The organism is Halomonas shengliensis (genome assembly GCF_900104135.1).
GTDB lineage: Bacteria > Pseudomonadota > Gammaproteobacteria > Pseudomonadales > Halomonadaceae > Halomonas > Halomonas shengliensis.
The window spans coordinates 89,831-105,740 of the sequence record NZ_FNIV01000004.1 but is presented as its reverse complement, the minus strand read 5'-3'; the positions used below and the strand labels follow the sequence as shown (position 1 = coordinate 105,740).

Annotated in this window: 11 protein-coding genes; 1 reads left to right on the top strand and 10 read right to left on the bottom strand. The window is 69.6% G+C overall.

What is annotated here, in order from left to right:
- Positions 1-79 precede the first annotated feature (79 nt).
- The 5 genes from BLP95_RS07410 to dctP all read right to left on the bottom strand — a co-directional run bounded on the left by BLP95_RS07410 (position 80) and on the right by dctP (position 6,879).
- Entirely contained in the window at positions 80-799 is a 720-nt protein-coding gene (locus BLP95_RS07410) for a 3'-5' exonuclease (protein ID WP_089677817.1), read from the bottom strand.
- Positions 800-2,713 (bottom strand): DUF294 nucleotidyltransferase-like domain-containing protein, encoded by a 1,914-nt coding sequence (locus BLP95_RS07405; protein WP_089677815.1) that lies wholly within the window; start codon positions 2,711-2,713, stop codon positions 800-802.
- Between the two features lie 143 nt (positions 2,714-2,856).
- On the bottom strand, positions 2,857-3,243 hold the full coding sequence (locus BLP95_RS07400; protein ID WP_089677813.1) for a DUF4168 domain-containing protein: 387 nt from the start codon (positions 3,241-3,243) through the stop codon (positions 2,857-2,859).
- A 147-nt stretch (positions 3,244-3,390) separates the two neighbouring features.
- A complete protein-coding gene (locus tag BLP95_RS07395) occupies positions 3,391-5,586 on the bottom strand; it encodes a TRAP transporter large permease subunit (protein WP_089677812.1) in 2,196 nt (731 codons plus the stop codon).
- Between the two features lie 135 nt (positions 5,587-5,721).
- Positions 5,722-6,879: a TRAP transporter substrate-binding protein DctP gene (gene dctP, locus BLP95_RS07390; protein WP_245678708.1), complete on the bottom strand. Its 1,158-nt coding sequence runs from the start codon at positions 6,877-6,879 to the stop codon at positions 5,722-5,724.
- Between the two features lie 444 nt (positions 6,880-7,323).
- Here dctP and BLP95_RS07385 point away from each other — a divergent pair, with 444 nt between their 5' ends.
- Positions 7,324-8,244, top strand: coding sequence for a DMT family transporter (locus BLP95_RS07385; RefSeq protein ID WP_245678707.1), 921 nt, complete (start codon positions 7,324-7,326; stop codon positions 8,242-8,244).
- On the opposite strand, the gene fdhF is transcribed toward BLP95_RS07385, so the two are convergent.
- The 5 genes from fdhF to BLP95_RS07360 form a co-directional block, all read right to left on the bottom strand.
- The gene (fdhF, locus tag BLP95_RS07380) at positions 8,207-11,035 is read right to left on the bottom strand and encodes a formate dehydrogenase subunit alpha (protein ID WP_089677808.1); all 2,829 of its coding nucleotides are present in this window, start codon (positions 11,033-11,035) and stop codon (positions 8,207-8,209) included. The genes BLP95_RS07385 and fdhF overlap by 38 nt on opposite strands.
- Before the next feature lie 11 nt (positions 11,036-11,046).
- Positions 11,047-12,762, bottom strand: a complete 1,716-nt coding sequence (locus BLP95_RS07375) for an NADH-ubiquinone oxidoreductase-F iron-sulfur binding region domain-containing protein (RefSeq protein WP_089677807.1) — start codon at positions 12,760-12,762, stop codon at positions 11,047-11,049.
- 33 nt (positions 12,763-12,795) lie between these two features.
- Positions 12,796-13,500, bottom strand: coding sequence for a monofunctional biosynthetic peptidoglycan transglycosylase (gene mtgA, locus BLP95_RS07370; RefSeq protein WP_089677805.1), 705 nt, complete (start codon positions 13,498-13,500; stop codon positions 12,796-12,798).
- 110 nt (positions 13,501-13,610) lie between these two features.
- Positions 13,611-14,468, bottom strand: coding sequence for an S-formylglutathione hydrolase (gene fghA / locus BLP95_RS07365; protein ID WP_089677803.1), 858 nt, complete (start codon positions 14,466-14,468; stop codon positions 13,611-13,613).
- A 146-nt stretch (positions 14,469-14,614) separates the two neighbouring features.
- On the bottom strand, positions 14,615-15,724 hold the full coding sequence (locus BLP95_RS07360) for an S-(hydroxymethyl)glutathione dehydrogenase/class III alcohol dehydrogenase (protein ID WP_089677802.1): 1,110 nt from the start codon (positions 15,722-15,724) through the stop codon (positions 14,615-14,617).
- Between the last annotated feature and the right edge of the window lie 186 nt (positions 15,725-15,910).

The window sequence follows — 15,910 nt, the reverse complement described above, 5'->3', positions numbered from 1 at the left end:
CGCGACGAGCCGCCGGCAAGACCCAGCGAGGCGGCCTGCGGGCCGCCTCGCTGCGTTAGGTGACCACATCGACGCGGGGTCAGCTCCACAGCGCCGAGACCGGCGTCTGCGGCGTGAAGCGCGTGGCCACCTGGGCCTGCAGCAGCTCGGCGGTGGCCAGGGCGTCCACCAGGGCGTGGTGGCCCTGGTAGGACGGCAGGCCGTAGCGGTCGCGGCTCGCCTGCAGGCGGATCGACACCGGCGGGCGTCCCAGCCAGCGACGCAGGCGCGCCCAGGGCGACTGGCGATGGAGCCGCGCCTCCAGCGACATGGTGTCGATCACCGGGAAGCGCATCCCCTCCCCCAGTCGATGCTGGAGGGCCGCGTCGATGAAGCCGCGCTCGATATGGCGATAGTGCACCACCGCCAGGCGCCCCTGGAGCAGGCCAAGCACCTCGGGCAGCACCTCCACCAGGTCCGGGGCGTTCTCCACTTCCTGATGGGTGATGTGGTGCAGGGTCACCGAGGTGGCGGTGAGCTCGCGATAGGGCTTGAGCAGCCAGTAACGCGCCTGGCGCAGCGGGATGCGCGCCAGGCTGAAGGGCACCGCGCCGATGCTGACGATGGCGTGGCGGCGCGGGTCGAGGCCGGTGGTCTCGATATCCAGCGCCACCAGCGGCGCCTCGGCGATGGGGGTGTCGGGGGCCGGACAGCCGGCGGCGAAGAAGGCCTGCAACGGCGGATAGCTGACCCGTCCGGCGCGATCGGCCAGGTACTCCGGCCAGCCCGGCGCCGGCGCCCGCGAACGACGCAGGGCCACCTAGCGCCGCCTCCGCTCGGCGGCGGCCGGCAGCGGATAGCGGAACTTGAGGAACTTCTGGGCGTTGCTCAGCACCTGGAAGGCATCCTTGAGGGTGTGGCGCTCGCTGTCGCTGACGTTCTCCGGCTCGATGTTGTTGTCCGGGGTGCGCTCGTGCTGGATGTCGATCACCTGGTGACGGATCCGCGACATGGTCAGGAACTCCAGGGCGTGGCGCAGCTTGTCGCTCACCCCCGGCGCCAGCAGCTGGGTACGGTCGATGTCGTCGAGGCGCTCGAAGCTGTTCTGGGCGCGGGAGCCGCAGGCCAGGGCGTGGACGCGGATCAGGTCGGTGAGCGGGGCGGTGCCGCGGCGCTTGAGGTTGATGGAGTTGTTGTGCTTGCCATCCTTCTCCATCACGAAGGTGCGGAAGAAGCCCAGCGGCGGGGTGCGGTTGAGGGCGTTGCGCGCCATGGCGGCGAGGAACAGCTTGCTCTTGGGCGCCTGCTCGGCCACCTGGTCCTGGAGCTGCTCCACGAAAGGGTTCTCGCCGTAGACCGCGTCGAGGTCGAAGAAGATCGAGCTGTGCAGCAGGCGCTCCGGGGTGGGGTCGCGCACCCAGTCGGCGAAGTAGCCCTTCCATACCGACAGCGGCTGGCGCCAGCGCGGGTTGGTGGCCATGATATCGCCCGTGCAGTAGGGGTAGCCGCAGGCGTCGAGGCCGTCGCTGACCCGTCTGGCCAGGGCCAGGAAGTAGTCGTCGTGGGCCTCGGGGTCGAAGTCGTCGGAGAGCACCAGGGCGTTGTCCTGGTCGGTGACCAGGGTCTGCTCGTTGCGCGCCATGGAGCCCATGGCCATGAAGCAGTAGGGGACCGGCGGCGGGCCCAGCTCCTCCTCGGCCAGCTCCAGCAGCCGCCGGGTGAAGCTGCGCCCGATGGTGGAGAGGGCACTGCCGATCATCCGCGAATCGGCGCCGTCCTCCACCATGCGCACGAAGGCGGCGCGCACGTCCGGCGCCAGCTTGGCGAGCCCCTCGGCGGTGGACTGGCTGTAGATATTGCTGACCAGGTAGAGGCTGGAGTGGGTCTCGTAGCGGATGATGTCGGAGAGGTGGACGATGCCCACTGGCCGGCGACGGTGCATCACCGGCAGGTGGTGGATGTTGTTGCGCAGCATGGTGAGCATCGCCTCGTGCACCGACTCGTCGGACTGGATCGCCACCAGGTAGTGACTCACCACCTCGCCGAGAGGCGTCTCCGGCGGCCGCCCCTCCGCCACCGTGCGGCGGAAGTCGCTGTCGGTGAGGATGCCGCGCACCTGCCAGCCACGCTCCTCGCTGTCGCGGAAGGTGTAGCGGGGGTTGTCGCCGGGGGCATCCAGCACCAATACCGCCGAGGCGCCGAAGTCGCCGATCAGGCGGGCGGCCTCCTGCAGGGTGGTGCTCGCCTCCAGCATCAGCGGGTAGCGGGTGAGCAGCTTGCGCACCCGGGTGATCATCATGTCGTTCTGCTGCTTGTGGTGCTCCACCGCCGACTCGAGGCGCGGACGTTCCAGCTCGACGAAGTCGGCGAAGGCCTCGTCCTCCTCGCACAGGCGCTGGAAGACCGCGTCGGGGATGAAGTAGATCAGGCTGTCTTCCAGGGCACGCACCGGGAAGCGCACCTTGTGGTTCCGCAGCAGGCTGAAGTGGCCGAAGATGTCGCCCTCGCCGCGGCGGTCGTAGAGGTCACCGTTGCGGCGCATCACCTCCACCGCCCCGCTGCGCACATAGCCCAGGGCGTCGATCTCCTGGTCAAGCACGTGGATATCGCTCTCGGCACGGTAGTAGGCCACCTCGACCTGACCGGCGATCTCGTCGAGCCGCTCGTCGGAGAGGGTATCGAAGGGCGGGAAGCGCCCCATGTGCTGGCGTATCTCCAGCCATTCCGGTTCCATGGGTTCCCTCCGCAGCCTGGCCGTTTGCGCCAAGTCTGGAAGCTTGCCGGTGCGCTGTAAAGCGCCCTGCCCCACACGACGACGGCCACCCCGCAGGGTGGCCGTCGAATGCCGATGGGAGTCGGCCGTGTCGCGGCATCAGCTTACGACTGGGCCATCTCCTGAACACGCTGCATCAGCTCGGGGTCCTGCTGGATGGCCTGGCCGATGGCGTTGAAGGTGTCGACGTCTAGGCCGCTCTCCTCGACCACCTTGACCATCTCCTCGTTGGCCTCCATGCGCACCTCCTGCTGGGCCTCCTCGCCTTCGGCCTCCTGCAGGCGCTTGGTGTAGTCCTGGGACAGCACGGCGATCTCCTTGGAGGCATCGGCGAACTGCTGGAGCTGGGCGTCGGAGAAGTCCTGGGCCGGGGCGGTGGCCTGGGCCTGGTCGGCGGACTGGGTGGCCGCGTCCTCCTGGGCATGGGCGGTGGCCGTGATCAGGCCGGCGCTGAGCAGGGCGGCGGAGAACAGGGCGGTCATCCGTTTCATCGAAACCTCCAAGGGTGTTGCGTCGTGGGTGGTGCGTCGTGAATGTGCCCCCCTGAGACGACCTGCGCCCGGGGGAGTTCAGGCGACCTTGTGTCGGAATGTAACGAGGGCGCCCGCAGGCGCCCTCGTCGGTGGTGGCTCGTCCCGTCAGCCGTAGGCCAGGTTGGGCAGCCAGGTGACCAGCGCCGGGAACAGGATCACCAGCAGCAGCCCCAGCGCCTGCAGTCCCAGGAAGGGGAAGGAGGAGCGGAAGATCTGCGCCATGGTGATATGCGGCGGGCACACCCCCTTGATGTAGAAGAGCGCATAGCCGAACGGCGGGCTAAGGAAGGACATCTGCATGTTGACCAGGTAGATGACCCCGAACCACAGCGAGACGTCGGCGGGGTCGACCCCCGGCAGGCCGAAGACGCCGTCGAAGGCCATGCCCTTGATCAGCGGCACGAAGATCGGCACCGCCAGCAGCAGGATGCCCACCCAGTCGAGGAACATGCCCAGCGCCACCAGCAGCACCATCATCAGCGCCAGCACTGCGTAGGGGCCGAGGCCCGCGCCGGAGATCAGCTCCTGCACGAAGGTCTGGCCGCCCTGCAGGATGTAGAAGCCGACGAAGATGCTGGCACCGAAGATGATCCACATCACCATCGCCGAGGCGACCAGGGTGGTCATGCAGGCGGCGTGCAGGTTGGCCCAGGTCAGGCGCCGGTGCATCGCGGCTACCACCAGGGCGCCGAAGGTGCCGATGCCGGCGGCCTCCACCGGGGTGGCGATGCCGGTGAAGATGATGCCCAGCACCAGGATCACCAGCACGATGGGCGCCAGCATGTTGCGCAGCAGGCGCAGCTTCTCGCCCATGTCGACGCGGTCCTCCACCGGCATGGGCGGCGCCATCTTGACGTTCAGGGTGCCGCGCAGCCAGCAGTAGCCGGCGTACATGCCGGCCAGCAGCAGGCCGGGGATCAGCGAGCCGAGGTAGAGCTCACCCACCGACTGCTGGGCGATGACGCCGTAGATGATGGCCAGGATCGAGGGCGGGATCAGGATGCCCAGGGTACCGCCGGCCATGATCGAGCCCAGCGCGATCTCGGGGTTGTAGTTGCGCTTGAGCATCGCCGGCAGGGCGATCAGGCCCATGGTCACCACCGCCGCGCCGATCACGCCGACCATGGCGGCGAGCAGCGTCGAGGCGATGATGGTGGCGATGGCCAGGCCCGCCTTGAGACCGCCCATCCACTTGTAGACGACGTCGAACAGCTCCTCGATGATCCCCGCCTTCTCCAGCACCGAGGCCATGAAGATGAACAGCGGGATGGCCGAGAGCTGGTAGTTGGTCATCATCGGGAAGATGCGCGAGGGCATCAGGTTGAGCATGTTCTGGTCGCCGACCAGGTAGAGGAAGGCCACACCCAGGCCGCCGGTGACGAAGGCCAGCGGCAGGCCTGCCACCAGCACCACCATCAGGGTGCCGAACATCACCAGGGTCAGGCCGCCGATGCCGACGCTGCTCAGGCTGTTCTCGAGGCTGCCGGCCAGGCTCTGGTAGTCGGTGACGGCGATGTTGACCATCTCGAACACCACCCAGGCGCCCAGCAGCACGCCCAGCACCACCAGCAGGTGGGCGAAGCCGCGCCCGTGGCGCTCGCTGGCACGGTGATGGCGGAAGGCCTGGAAGTCGCGGATCAGCTGGGCGATCCCCTGCAGCAGCAGCAGCAGGGCGCCGAAGAACAGCATGAACTTCACCGGGTAGAACTGAATGGCCCACTCGGTGAAGGAGGTCTCGTTGGCGTAGCTGGAGCCGAAGAAGTACTTGTCGCTCACCGCCTGGGAGAAGAACTTCCAGCCGGTCACCATCAGGCCGATGGTGAAGATGAAGAAGAACACCGAGGTCAGCAGGTCCAGGGCCGCCTTGGTCAGCGGCCGGGCGCGCTGGTAGAGGATGTCCACGCGTACGTGGCCGCCCTCGCGCAGGGCGAAGGCGCCGGCGATCAGGTACTGCATGCCGAACATCAGGGTCATCGACTCGTGGACCCAGTTGGTCGGCGAGTTGAAGGCATAGCGCACCAGCACCTCGTAGGCGAAGGCGAAGGGCGCGATCAGCGACCAGTAGGCGACGTAGCGGCCGAAGAAGCCGGAGATGCGGTCGACGCCGGCGGTGAGCAGGTTGCCCGGCGGGTGGTAGCGCTCCACCGGGGCCTCGCCGGGGATCTCGGCGGTATCGCCACCGCTGACCACGGCGCCGCGGCGGAAGCTGCGGTCGACGAAGAACATCACCACCAGCGGCAGCAGGGCCAGCACGGACCAGTAGAGCCAGTGGGGAAGGACGAATTCGATATCGAGGTTCATGGACACTCCTCCGTTGCGCCATCACTTCCCGGCGATGGCAACGGATCAATGAGTCAGGGGTTGGCGGGATGCATGGGATATCACCGGCCGGGCCGGTGACCGTCCAGGGACGGCCACCGGCCCGGGGCTGGCGGCTTAGAGGTTGAGCTCGTAGTCCTTGATGTCTTCCTCGGTGATCAGCGCCACCGCCGGGTCCATCATGGTGTCGAGGTGCGCCTTGAACATGCGCGCGGCATCCGGGTCCTTGTTGGCCCACTTGAACCAAAGCGGGATGGCGGCATCGCGGAAGCGGCTGGCGTCGTCCTCAGAGAGGTGGATGATCTCCACGCCCTTCTCGCGGTACTTGGGCCAGGCCTCGGCGTTGGCCTTCTGGATCGCCGCATAGTGCTCGCGGGAGTAGGCCGCCACCAGATCGTGCATCAGGTCCTGGGTCTGCGGCGACATGCGCTCGAAGACGCGACGGTTGACGGCGATATCCATCAGGTCGACGGCCTGGTGCAGGCAGGGCGTGGAGGGCGGCCCCATGATGATGTAGTCGGCGACCTGCCAGAAGCCGAGCTCGAAGTTGACCGCGGCGCCGGTGTAGTCGGCCGCGTCGATGGTGCCCTTCTCCAGCGCCGGGTAGACCTCGGAGCCGGGCAGCAGGGTGGTCTGGGCGCCGATGGAGGCGAAGGTCTCGGCGACGATGCCGCCGGGCATGCGGATCTTGACCCCCTTGAAGTCATCGAAGCTGCGCAGCGGCACCTTGGAGTGGATCAGGTTGAGGTCATGGTGGACGTAGCCCAGCAGCTCCTGGCCCTGCTTGCGGTAGAGGTCCTTGGCGATGCCGAAGCCGCCGTAGGCGCCGAACATCATGTCCCACTGGTGGGGCACGGAGAGGCCCATGGGATAGGCGGTCAGGAAGACGCCGGCGGGCATCTTGCCGGGCCAGTAGACGGTGAACCAGTTCTGGCCGTCGAGCACCCCGTTGCGCACGGCGTCGGCGACCTCGAAGGCACCGGCCACGGCGCCGGCCGGGAACGGCTCGATGTTGACCTCACCGCTGGTCGCCTCGGAGACCCCCTTGGCCCACTCCTCGAAGATCCGGTAGCCGGTGGTGCCCGGCTGCCAGGAGGACTGCATGCGGATGCGGATCCCCTCCTGGGCCTGGGCGTTGCCGATCCAGGGGGCGGCCACGGCGGCGGCGGAGCCGGCGGCGGCAGCCTTCAGGAAGCGGCGGCGGGAGGGTTCGCGACGGGCGGGCGCCTCATCGGGGGAGGTGAGGATGCGTGACGGCTGCTTGTCGTCTTGCATGGCATGGACTCCAGATGGCGATGGTCGCTTCCCCGCGGGGATCACGACGGGATCTTGTTGTTGTCTTCCCTGGACCGGGTTGCCGCGACTCGGCGGCAGGACCACCGGAGACGGCATCGCGCTCGCTTCCCTCGGCGCGGCGTCAGCGCATCGGCGCTTCACGATTGAAAACTAGCGAAAAGCGCTCCCCGGGCCAACGCCCCCTTTCAACGCATCCGACCGCCACCTGGCCAGACCAATGTGCCTCCTCGAGCACCAAGACGCTGGATAGAATGGAAAAAATCTGGTCTGACCAGTTATCCACTCGCGCCACGCCCTACGACCAAAGCACGAGCACCGGCGGGCCACCCGATACCCCACTGCCGACGTCTGCGGCGGTTGGCCGGTTGGCAAGGCGCCCCCGCGGGGGCCATGATGCGGGCTTTGCCTCGCAAGGATGCCCCCATGACCCCGCACCTCCCCCACCGCCTATGGCTCGCCGCCATGCCGCTGCTGTTCGTGGCGCTGTGGAGCACCGGCTTCATCGGTGCCAAGTTCGGCCTGCCCTACGCTGAGCCCTTCACCTTCCTGTTCATCCGCTTCGTGCTGACCCTGGCGCTGCTGGTGCCACTGGCCCACTGGCTCTCCGGTGAATGGCCAAGGGGAGCGCGGCTCTGGGGGCATATCGCGGTCTCCGGCCTGCTGGTGCACGGCGCCTACCTGGGCGGGGTCTTCTACGGCATCTACCTGGGCATGCCGGCGGGGCTCGCCTCGCTGCTGGTGGGGCTGCAGCCGCTGCTGACCGCGGGGCTCGCCGGCCCGCTGCTCGGCGAGCGGCTGGCGACGCGCCAGTGGCTGGGGTTGGCCCTGGGGCTCATCGGGGTGGCGCTGGTGCTGGGCGGCAAGCTGGATCCCGGCGAGGCGCTCTTCCAGGGCTTCGGCCTGGGGGCGCTGGGCGCGGTGCTGGTGGCGCTGTTAGGCATCTCCGGCGGCACCCTCTACCAGAAGCGCTACTGCACCGGCATGCCACTGCTCTCCGGCACCGTGGTGCAGTACCTGGCGGCGGCCGCGGCGCTGGGGCTGGGTGCCCTGCTGGTCGAGAGCCGCGAGGTCGAGTGGTCCACCACCTTCGCCCTGACCCTGGGCTGGCTGGTATTGGTGCTGTCGATCAGCGCCATCCTTCTGCTGATGGCACTGATCCGGCGCGGCGAGGCCTCGCGGGTGGCGAGCCTCTTCTACCTGGTGCCGCCGGTCACCGCCCTGCAGGCCTGGTGGCTGTTCGACGAGGCGCTGCCGCCGATATCGCTCGCCGGCATGGCCATCGCCATCGCCGGGGTGGTGCTGGTGGTCAGGACGCCGGCGACAGCCGGCAGGCCGCGTACTTGAACTCCGGAATCTTGCCGTCGGGATCCAGCGCCGGGTTGGTGAGCAGGTTGGCCGCCGCTTCAACGAAGGCGAAGGGCACGAACACCATGCCCTCGGGCATGCCCGGGTCGACCCGGGCCGTCAGGGTGATGGCGCCGCGCCGGGTGGCGATGCGCACCGCCCCCCCCGGCGCCACGCCCAGCCGCCCCAGCTCCGCCGGCGCCAGGAAAGCCGCCGCCTCGGGCTCGCGTTCGTCGAGCACCCGGCTGCGCCGGGTCATGGCCCCGGTGTGCCAGTGCTCGAGCAGACGTCCGGTGGTGAGCACCACGGGATAGGCGGCGTCCACCGGCTCGTCCGGCGGCAGCGGCCGGGTGGGCGAGAACCTCGCCCGCCCGCCGGCCCGGGGGAAGGCGTCGGCGAAGACCACGTCCTGGCCCGGGGCATCGTCCGCCGGGCAGGGATAGGTCACCGAGCCCTCGCGCTCCAGCCGCTCCCAGGTGATGTGGTCGAGCGAGTGCATGCCCCGCTTCATCTCGGCGAACACCTCCCGGGGATGGGCATAGTCCCAGCCCAGCCCGAAGCGCCGGGCCATCTGCTGGATGATCCACCAGTCGGGCTTCGCCTCCCCCGGGGGCGCCAGCGCCGCGCGGCCCAGCTGCACCTGGCGGTTGGTATTGGTGACCGTGCCGGTCTTCTCGGACCAGGCGGCGGCGGGCAGGATGACATCGGCGAACTGGGCGGTCTCGGTGACGAAGAGGTCCTGCACCACCAGGTGCTCCAGGGCCGCGAGTGCCGCCCGGGCGTGGTTCAGGTCGGGGTCGGACATCGCCGGGTTCTCGCCGAGGATGTACATCCCGCGGATCTGCCCGGCCAGGATGGCGTCCATGATCTCCACCACGGTGAGCCCCGGGTCGGGGGCGAGCTCGGTGCCCCACAGCGCCTCGAAGGCGGCGCGCAGCTGGGCGTCGCCTACCGGCTGGTAGTCGGGCAGCACCATCGGGATCAGCCCGGCATCGGAGGCGCCCTGGACGTTGTTCTGGCCGCGCAGCGGATGCAGGCCGGTGCCGGGGCGACCGGTGTGGCCGCAGGCCAGCGCCAGCGAGATCAGGCAGCGGGCGTTGTCGGTGCCGTGGACATGCTGGGAGATGCCCATGCCCCAGAAGATCATCGCCCGCTCGGCGCCGGCGTAGGCCCGCGCGACCTCGCGGATGGCCTCGGGGGCCACGCCGCACAGCGGGCTCATCGCCTCCGGGGTCATGTCGACGACGCCGGCCTTGAGCGCCGCGAAGCCCTCGGTATGGGCATCGATATAGGCCGGGTCATACAGCCCCTCGCCGATGATGACGTTGAGCATGGCGTTGAAGAGCGCCACGTCGCCGCCCGGCGAGAAGCGCAGGCTGCGCCAGGCGTAGGCGTCCAGCGCCTGGCCGCGGGGGTCGAGGATGATCAGCTTGGTGCCGTTTCTCGCCGCCTGCTTGAAGTAGGTGGCCGCCACCGGGTGGTTCACCGCGGGGTTGCAGCCGGTGAGGATCACCACCTCGGCCTGAAGCGCCTGCATGAACGAGGCGGTGACCGCCCCGGAGCCCAGGCACTCCATCAGCGCCGCCACGGAGCTGGCGTGGCAGAGCCGCGTGCAGTGGTCGACGTGGTTGGAGCCGAAGCCTACGCGCACCAGCTTCTGGAACAGCCAGGCCTCCTCGTTGGAGCACTTGGCGCTGCCGAAGCCGGCCAGGGCGTCGGGGCCCTGGGTCGCCTTGAGCTCGACGAGGCCGCGCGCGGCGAGATCCAGCGCCTCCTCCCAGCTCGCCTCGCGGAAGTGGGTGAGGGGCCGGGCCGGGTCGAAGTCGGGATCGAGGCCCTTGGGCACCCCCGGCCGGCGGATCAGCGGCCGGGTGAGGCGCGCCGGATGCCCGGGGTAGTCGAAGCCGAAGCGCCCCTTGACGCACAGCCGCCCCTGGTTGGAGGGGCCGTTGCGGCCCTCCACGAAGAGGATCTGCTCGTCCTTGACGTGGTAGGTGAGCTGGCAGCCCACCCCGCAGTAGGGGCAGATGGAGTCGACCCGGCGGTCGGCCGCGGCGGAGTCGCCTCGACCCGCCTCGTCGATCAGGGTGGCGGGCATCAGTGCCCCGGTGGGACAGGCCTGGACGCACTCGCCGCAGGCCACGCAGGTGCTCTCCCCCATGGGGTCGTCGAAGTCGAAGACGACCTTGGCGGCGGCACCACGATGCGCCAGGCCGATGACGTCGTTGGCCTGCACCTCGCGGCAGGCGCGCACACAGAGGCCGCATTCGATGCAGGCGTCCAGGTTGACGCTCATCGCCGAGTGGCTGGCGTCATGGCCGTGGGCATGGGGCAGCGCGGCGGAGCGTTCGGCGACATGGTGCACCGTGGGCGCCTCACGCTCCGCCCGGGCGGGCAGCCGCTCGCGTACCGCGCCGGCGTCGATGGCCAGCCGGTCGGCCATGGACCAGAGGTGGCTCGAGCGGTCGGGGCTCGCCTCGCGCGCCGGCTGGTCGGCCAGCAGCAGTTCCATGACGCCTTCCCGCGCCTCCCGCGCCCGCGCGGAGTCGGCGCTCTTGACCACCATGCCGGGGGCCGCCTCGCGGATGCAGCTCGCCGCCAGCACCCGCTCGCCCTCGACCTCCACCATGCAGGCGCGGCAGTTGCCGTCGGCGCGGTAGCCGGGGGCATCCTTGAAGCAGAGGTGGGGAATGGTCTCGCCGGCGCGCCGGGCCACCTGCCAGAGGGTCTCGCCGGGACGGGCGTCGACCTCGACGCCGTCCAGGGTCAGGGTGAAGGTCTCTTGGGTCATGGTCGGTCTCCCTAGCCTCTGGCGATCAGCTGGCGGGCCTCGAGCTCGCCACGGAAGTCGCGCAGCAGGCTCAGCACCGGGTTGGGGGCCGCCTGGCCCAGGCCACAGATGGAGGCATCCGCCATCACCCGGGAGAGGCGCTCCAGCATCGCCACGTCCCAGTGCTCGCGCTCCAGCAGGGTCAGCATCTTCTCGGTGCCCACCCGGCAGGGCGTGCACTGGCCGCAGGACTCGTCGGCGAAGAAGGCCAGCAGGCTGGTGGCCACCTCGCGCAGGTCATCCTGGTCGGAGAGCACGATGACCGCCGCCGAGCCGATGAAGCAGCCGTGCTCCTGAAGCGTATCGAAGTCCAGCGGGATGTCCGCCTTGCCGGCCGGCAGGATGCCCCCGGAGGCGCCGCCGGGCAGGTAGCCCAGCAGGCGGTGCCCCTCGGCCATGCCGCCGCAGTGCTCCTCGATCAGCTCGTTCAGGGTGATGCCGGCCGGGGCCAGATGCACCCCGGGGCGCGCCACCCGACCCGAGACCGAGAAGCTGCGCAACCCCTTGCGGCCATGGCGGCCCTGGCCGGCGAACCTGTCGGCGCCCTGCTCGTGGATCAGCGGGATCCAGTAGGCGGTCTCGACGTTGTTGACCAGGGTGGGGCGGTCGAAGAGGCCGCGCTGGGCGACGAAGGGCGGGCGGTGGCGCGGCTTGCCGGGCTTGCCCTCCAGGGACTCGATCAGCGCCGACTCCTCGCCGCAGATATAGGCGCCGGCCCCGCGGCGCAGCACGATATAGCCCGGTTCGGCAAGGCCCGCGGCCTCGAGCTCGGCGATCGCCTCGGCCAGCACCCGGTGCAGGCCGGGGTACTCGTCGCGCAGGTAGATATAGAGCGCACGAGCCTCCACCGACCAGGCGCCGACCAGGGCGCCCTCCAGGCAGCGATGTGGCTCGCGCTCCAGGTAGAAGCGATCCTTGAAGGTGCCGGGCTCGCCCTCGTCGGCGTTGATCACCGCGTAGCGGGGGCCCGGCTCGGCGCGCACCGCCTGCCACTTGCGGAAGGTGGGGAAGCCGGCGCCACCCAGGCCGCGCAGCCCGGCGCGCTCGAGCTCCTCGCTGAGGGCCTCGACGGTGACGCTGCCCTCGCGGCACGCCGCCAGCAGCCGGTAGCCGCCGGCGGCGCGGTAGTCGGCCAGGCGCTGCCAGAGGATCGCCTCGGGATGCACGTGGCCGGTATCCACCACCGCCTCGACCCCCTCGGCGGTGGCGTAGCGCACATGGTGGTGCCGTACCGCCGCCACCGGCGCGGTGTCGCAGCGTCCCATGCACGGCGCCCGCAGCACCCGCACCTCGGCGGGGTCGGCCCCCGCCGCCAGCCGCGCATGCAGCGCCTCGGCACCGGCCAGGCGGCAGGAGAGCGAGTCGCACACCCGCACGGTGAGGGCCGGGGGTGGCGCCTGGTCGTCGTGGACCACGTCGAAGTGGGCGTAGAAGGTGGCGGTTTCAAAGATGGCCGCCATGGGCAGGCCCATGTAGCTGGCCAGCGCCCGCAGCTCGGCCATGGCCAGGTGGCCGTGGGCGTCCTGGAGAGCATGGAGGTGCTCGATCAGCCGGTCGCGGCGGCGCAGCGTCGGGTCGGCGCGTTCGTCGCCGAGCAGGGCGCGCAGCCCGCTCAGCGCCAGCGGCGCCAGCTCGCGGCCACGCGGGCGGCCGCGGCGACGCTTGGAGGGGGGGCTCTGCACGGTCATGGCGTCCTCGTCGTTATTGTCATGAGGGCGGGCCTAGAAGCGCTCGAGGTAGGCGACGCCGCCCAGGTTGTTCATCTGCCGACGGATCCAGGCGCTGCGCTCGGCCACCGCGGCGCTGGGCCGCGCCGCGTCGCGTCCCCGCGGGTCGGGCAGGATCGCCGCCAGGCGGCTGGCCTGGGCCGCGCTCAGCTGCCCCGCCGAGACGCCGAAGTAGTGTCGTGCCGCGGCCTCCAGGCCGAACACGCCGCTATCCCACTCGGCGATGTTGAGGTAGACCTCGAGGATGCGCTGCTTGGGCCACAGCGCCTCGATCAGCAGGGTGAACCAGGCCTCGAGCCCCTTGCGCACCCAGCTGCGCCCGGTCCACAGGAAAAGGTTCTTGGCGGTCTGCTGGCTGAGGGTGCTGGCCCCGCGCAGGCGGCCGCCGTTGCGGCTCGCCTGCCAGGCGCGGCGGATCTCCACCAGGTCGAAGCCGTGGTGCTCCAGGAAGCGCTGGTCCTCGGCGGCGATCACCGCCAGCTTGGCATGGTCGGAGAGCTCGCCCCAGGGCCGCCAGCGGTGCTGGATGTCGAGGGGCTCGCCGGCCACCCAGGCGTGCACCTTGCGCTCCACCATCACCATGGAGCCGAACACCGGCGCCTGGCGGAACAGCAGCACCAGCAGCACCGAGAGCGCCACGAAGCCCAGTGCCGCCCGCCATAGCCAGCCCCACAGTCGTCGTCTCCACCTGGCGATCATCGCCGACCTCGTCGCATGCGTCTCTCCCCGCGTCGTGGGCCCTGATCCCGGGCCCGCGTTAGCCTGCGGCCAGTATAGGGCCCGGGAGGCAGCGGGGGGAGGCGCGGGGCTCAGCGCTTCCTGTGCAGCCGCTCGGCGTGGTAGCGCAGGTGGTCCTCGATGAAGCTGGCGATGAAGTAGTAGCTGTGGTCGTAGCCGGGCTGGCGACGCAGGGTCAGCGGATGGTCATGCTCGGCGCACACCGCCTCGAGGCGCTCGGGGCGCAGCTGCTCCTCGAGGAAGTCGTCGGCCTCGCCCTGGTCGATGAACAGCGGCTGGCTGGAGGCGCCGCGGGCCACCAGCTCGCAGGCGTCGTACTGGGTCCACTTGCCACGATCCTCGCCCAGGTAGCCGGAGAAGGCCTTCTGCCCCCAGGGGCACTCGGTGGGATTGACGATGGGCGCGAAGGCCGACACCGAGCGGTAGTGGCCCGGGCGGCGCAGCGCCATCACCAGGGCCCCGTGGCCGCCCATGGAGTGGCCGCTGATCGACTCGCGGCCGTTGACCGGAAAGTGCTGGCGCACCACCGAGGGGAGTTCCTCGGTGACGTAGTCGTACATGCGGTAGTGCCGCTTCCAGGGCTCCCGGGTGGCGTTGACGTAGAAGCCGGCGCCGGAGCCGAAGTCGTAGCTGTCATGCTCGCCGGGCAGGTCGGTGCCCCGCGGGCTGGTGTCCGGGCAGACGATGGCGATGCCGAGTTCCGCGGCGAGTCGCTGGGCGCCGGCCTTCTGCATGAAGTTCTCGTCGGTGCAGGTGAGCCCGGAGAGCCACCACAGCAGCGGCACCCGCTCGGTCTCGGCCTGGGGCGGCAGGTAGATGGCGAAGATCATCTCGCAATCCAGCGCCCGGGAGCGATGGCGGTAGCGCTTGTGCCAGCCGCCGAAGCTCTTGTTGGCCGATACCAGTTCGAGGTTCTCGGTCATGGTCATGAATTCACTCTCCTTGTCGGCCGGGAACTTCCGGCCGCCGATCGACAAAGTGGCGCCCGATGCCTCAGCATCGGACGCCTATCAATCACCACGCGCGGTAACGGGCGCGTACCAATCAATCACGCGCAGCATCGAGCGCGTATCGATCAATAGTGCAGCACGGTACGAATGCTCTCGCCCTTGTGCAGCAGCTCGAAGGCCTCGTTGATCTTTTCGAAAGGCATGTCGTGGGTGATGAAGTCGTCGATATTGATCTCGCCGTTCATGTACTGCTCCACGTAGCCCGGCAGCTCCGTACGGCCCTTCACGCCGCCGAAGGCGGAGCCCTTCCAGACCCGGCCGGTCACCAGCTGGAACGGACGGGTGCTGATCTCCTCGCCGGCACCGGCAACACCGATGATGATCGACTCGCCCCAGCCCTTGTGACAGCACTCCAGCGCCTGACGCATGACGTTCACGTTGCCGATGCACTCGAAGGAGTAGTCGACGCCGCCATCGGTGAGGTCGACGATCACCTGCTGGATGGGGTCGCCGTACTCCTTGGGATTGACGAAGTCGGTGGCGCCGAACTGCTCGGCGAGCTTGAACTTCTCCGGATTGACGTCGATGGCGATGATGCGGCTCGCCTTGGCCATCACCGCGCCCTGGATCACCGCGAGGCCGATGGCGCCCAGGCCGAACACGGCGACGGTGGCGCCGGGCTCGACCTTGGCGGTGTTCATCACCGCGCCGATGCCGGTGGTCACGCCGCAGCCCAGCAGGCAGATCTTGTCCATGGGCGCCTCCCTGGAGACCACCGCCAGGGAGACCTCGGGCAGCACGGTGTACTCGCTGAAGGTGGAGGTACCCATGTAGTGGTGCAGCATCCTGCCGTCCAGGGAGAAGCGGCTGGTGCCATCCGGCATCACGCCCTTGCCCTGGGTGGCACGGACGGCACCGCACAGGTTGGTCTTGCCGGAGAGACAGAACTTGCACTGGCCACACTCGGCGGTATAGAGCGGGATGACGTGATCGCCGGGGCGCACGCTGGTGACGCCCTCCCCCACCTCCTGGACGACGCCGGCCCCCTCGTGGCCCAGCACCGCCGGGAAGTTACCTTCCGGGTCGGCACCGGAGAGGGTGTAGGCGTCGGTGTGGCAGACGCTGGTGGCGGCCATCTTCACCAGCACCTCGCCGGCCTTGGGGCCTTCGACGTCGATCTCGACGAGTTCCAGGGGCTTGCCCGCTTCCAGAGCGACGGCGGCGCGTGACTTCATGATCGATCTCCTCGCTTGGTATGAGAACTCTGGACCGAATGACACCGCTCGGGGCTGATCCGGCGGCAGGCCCCGGGGCGCCGGACCGACGAGGAGGCGCTGTAAACCCATCCCTGGGCGCTACCGACGCCATCCCTGGCGTAGGACCTCCTCTTCGGCCTGCCCCCGGCGCCCTCGCTGGAGACG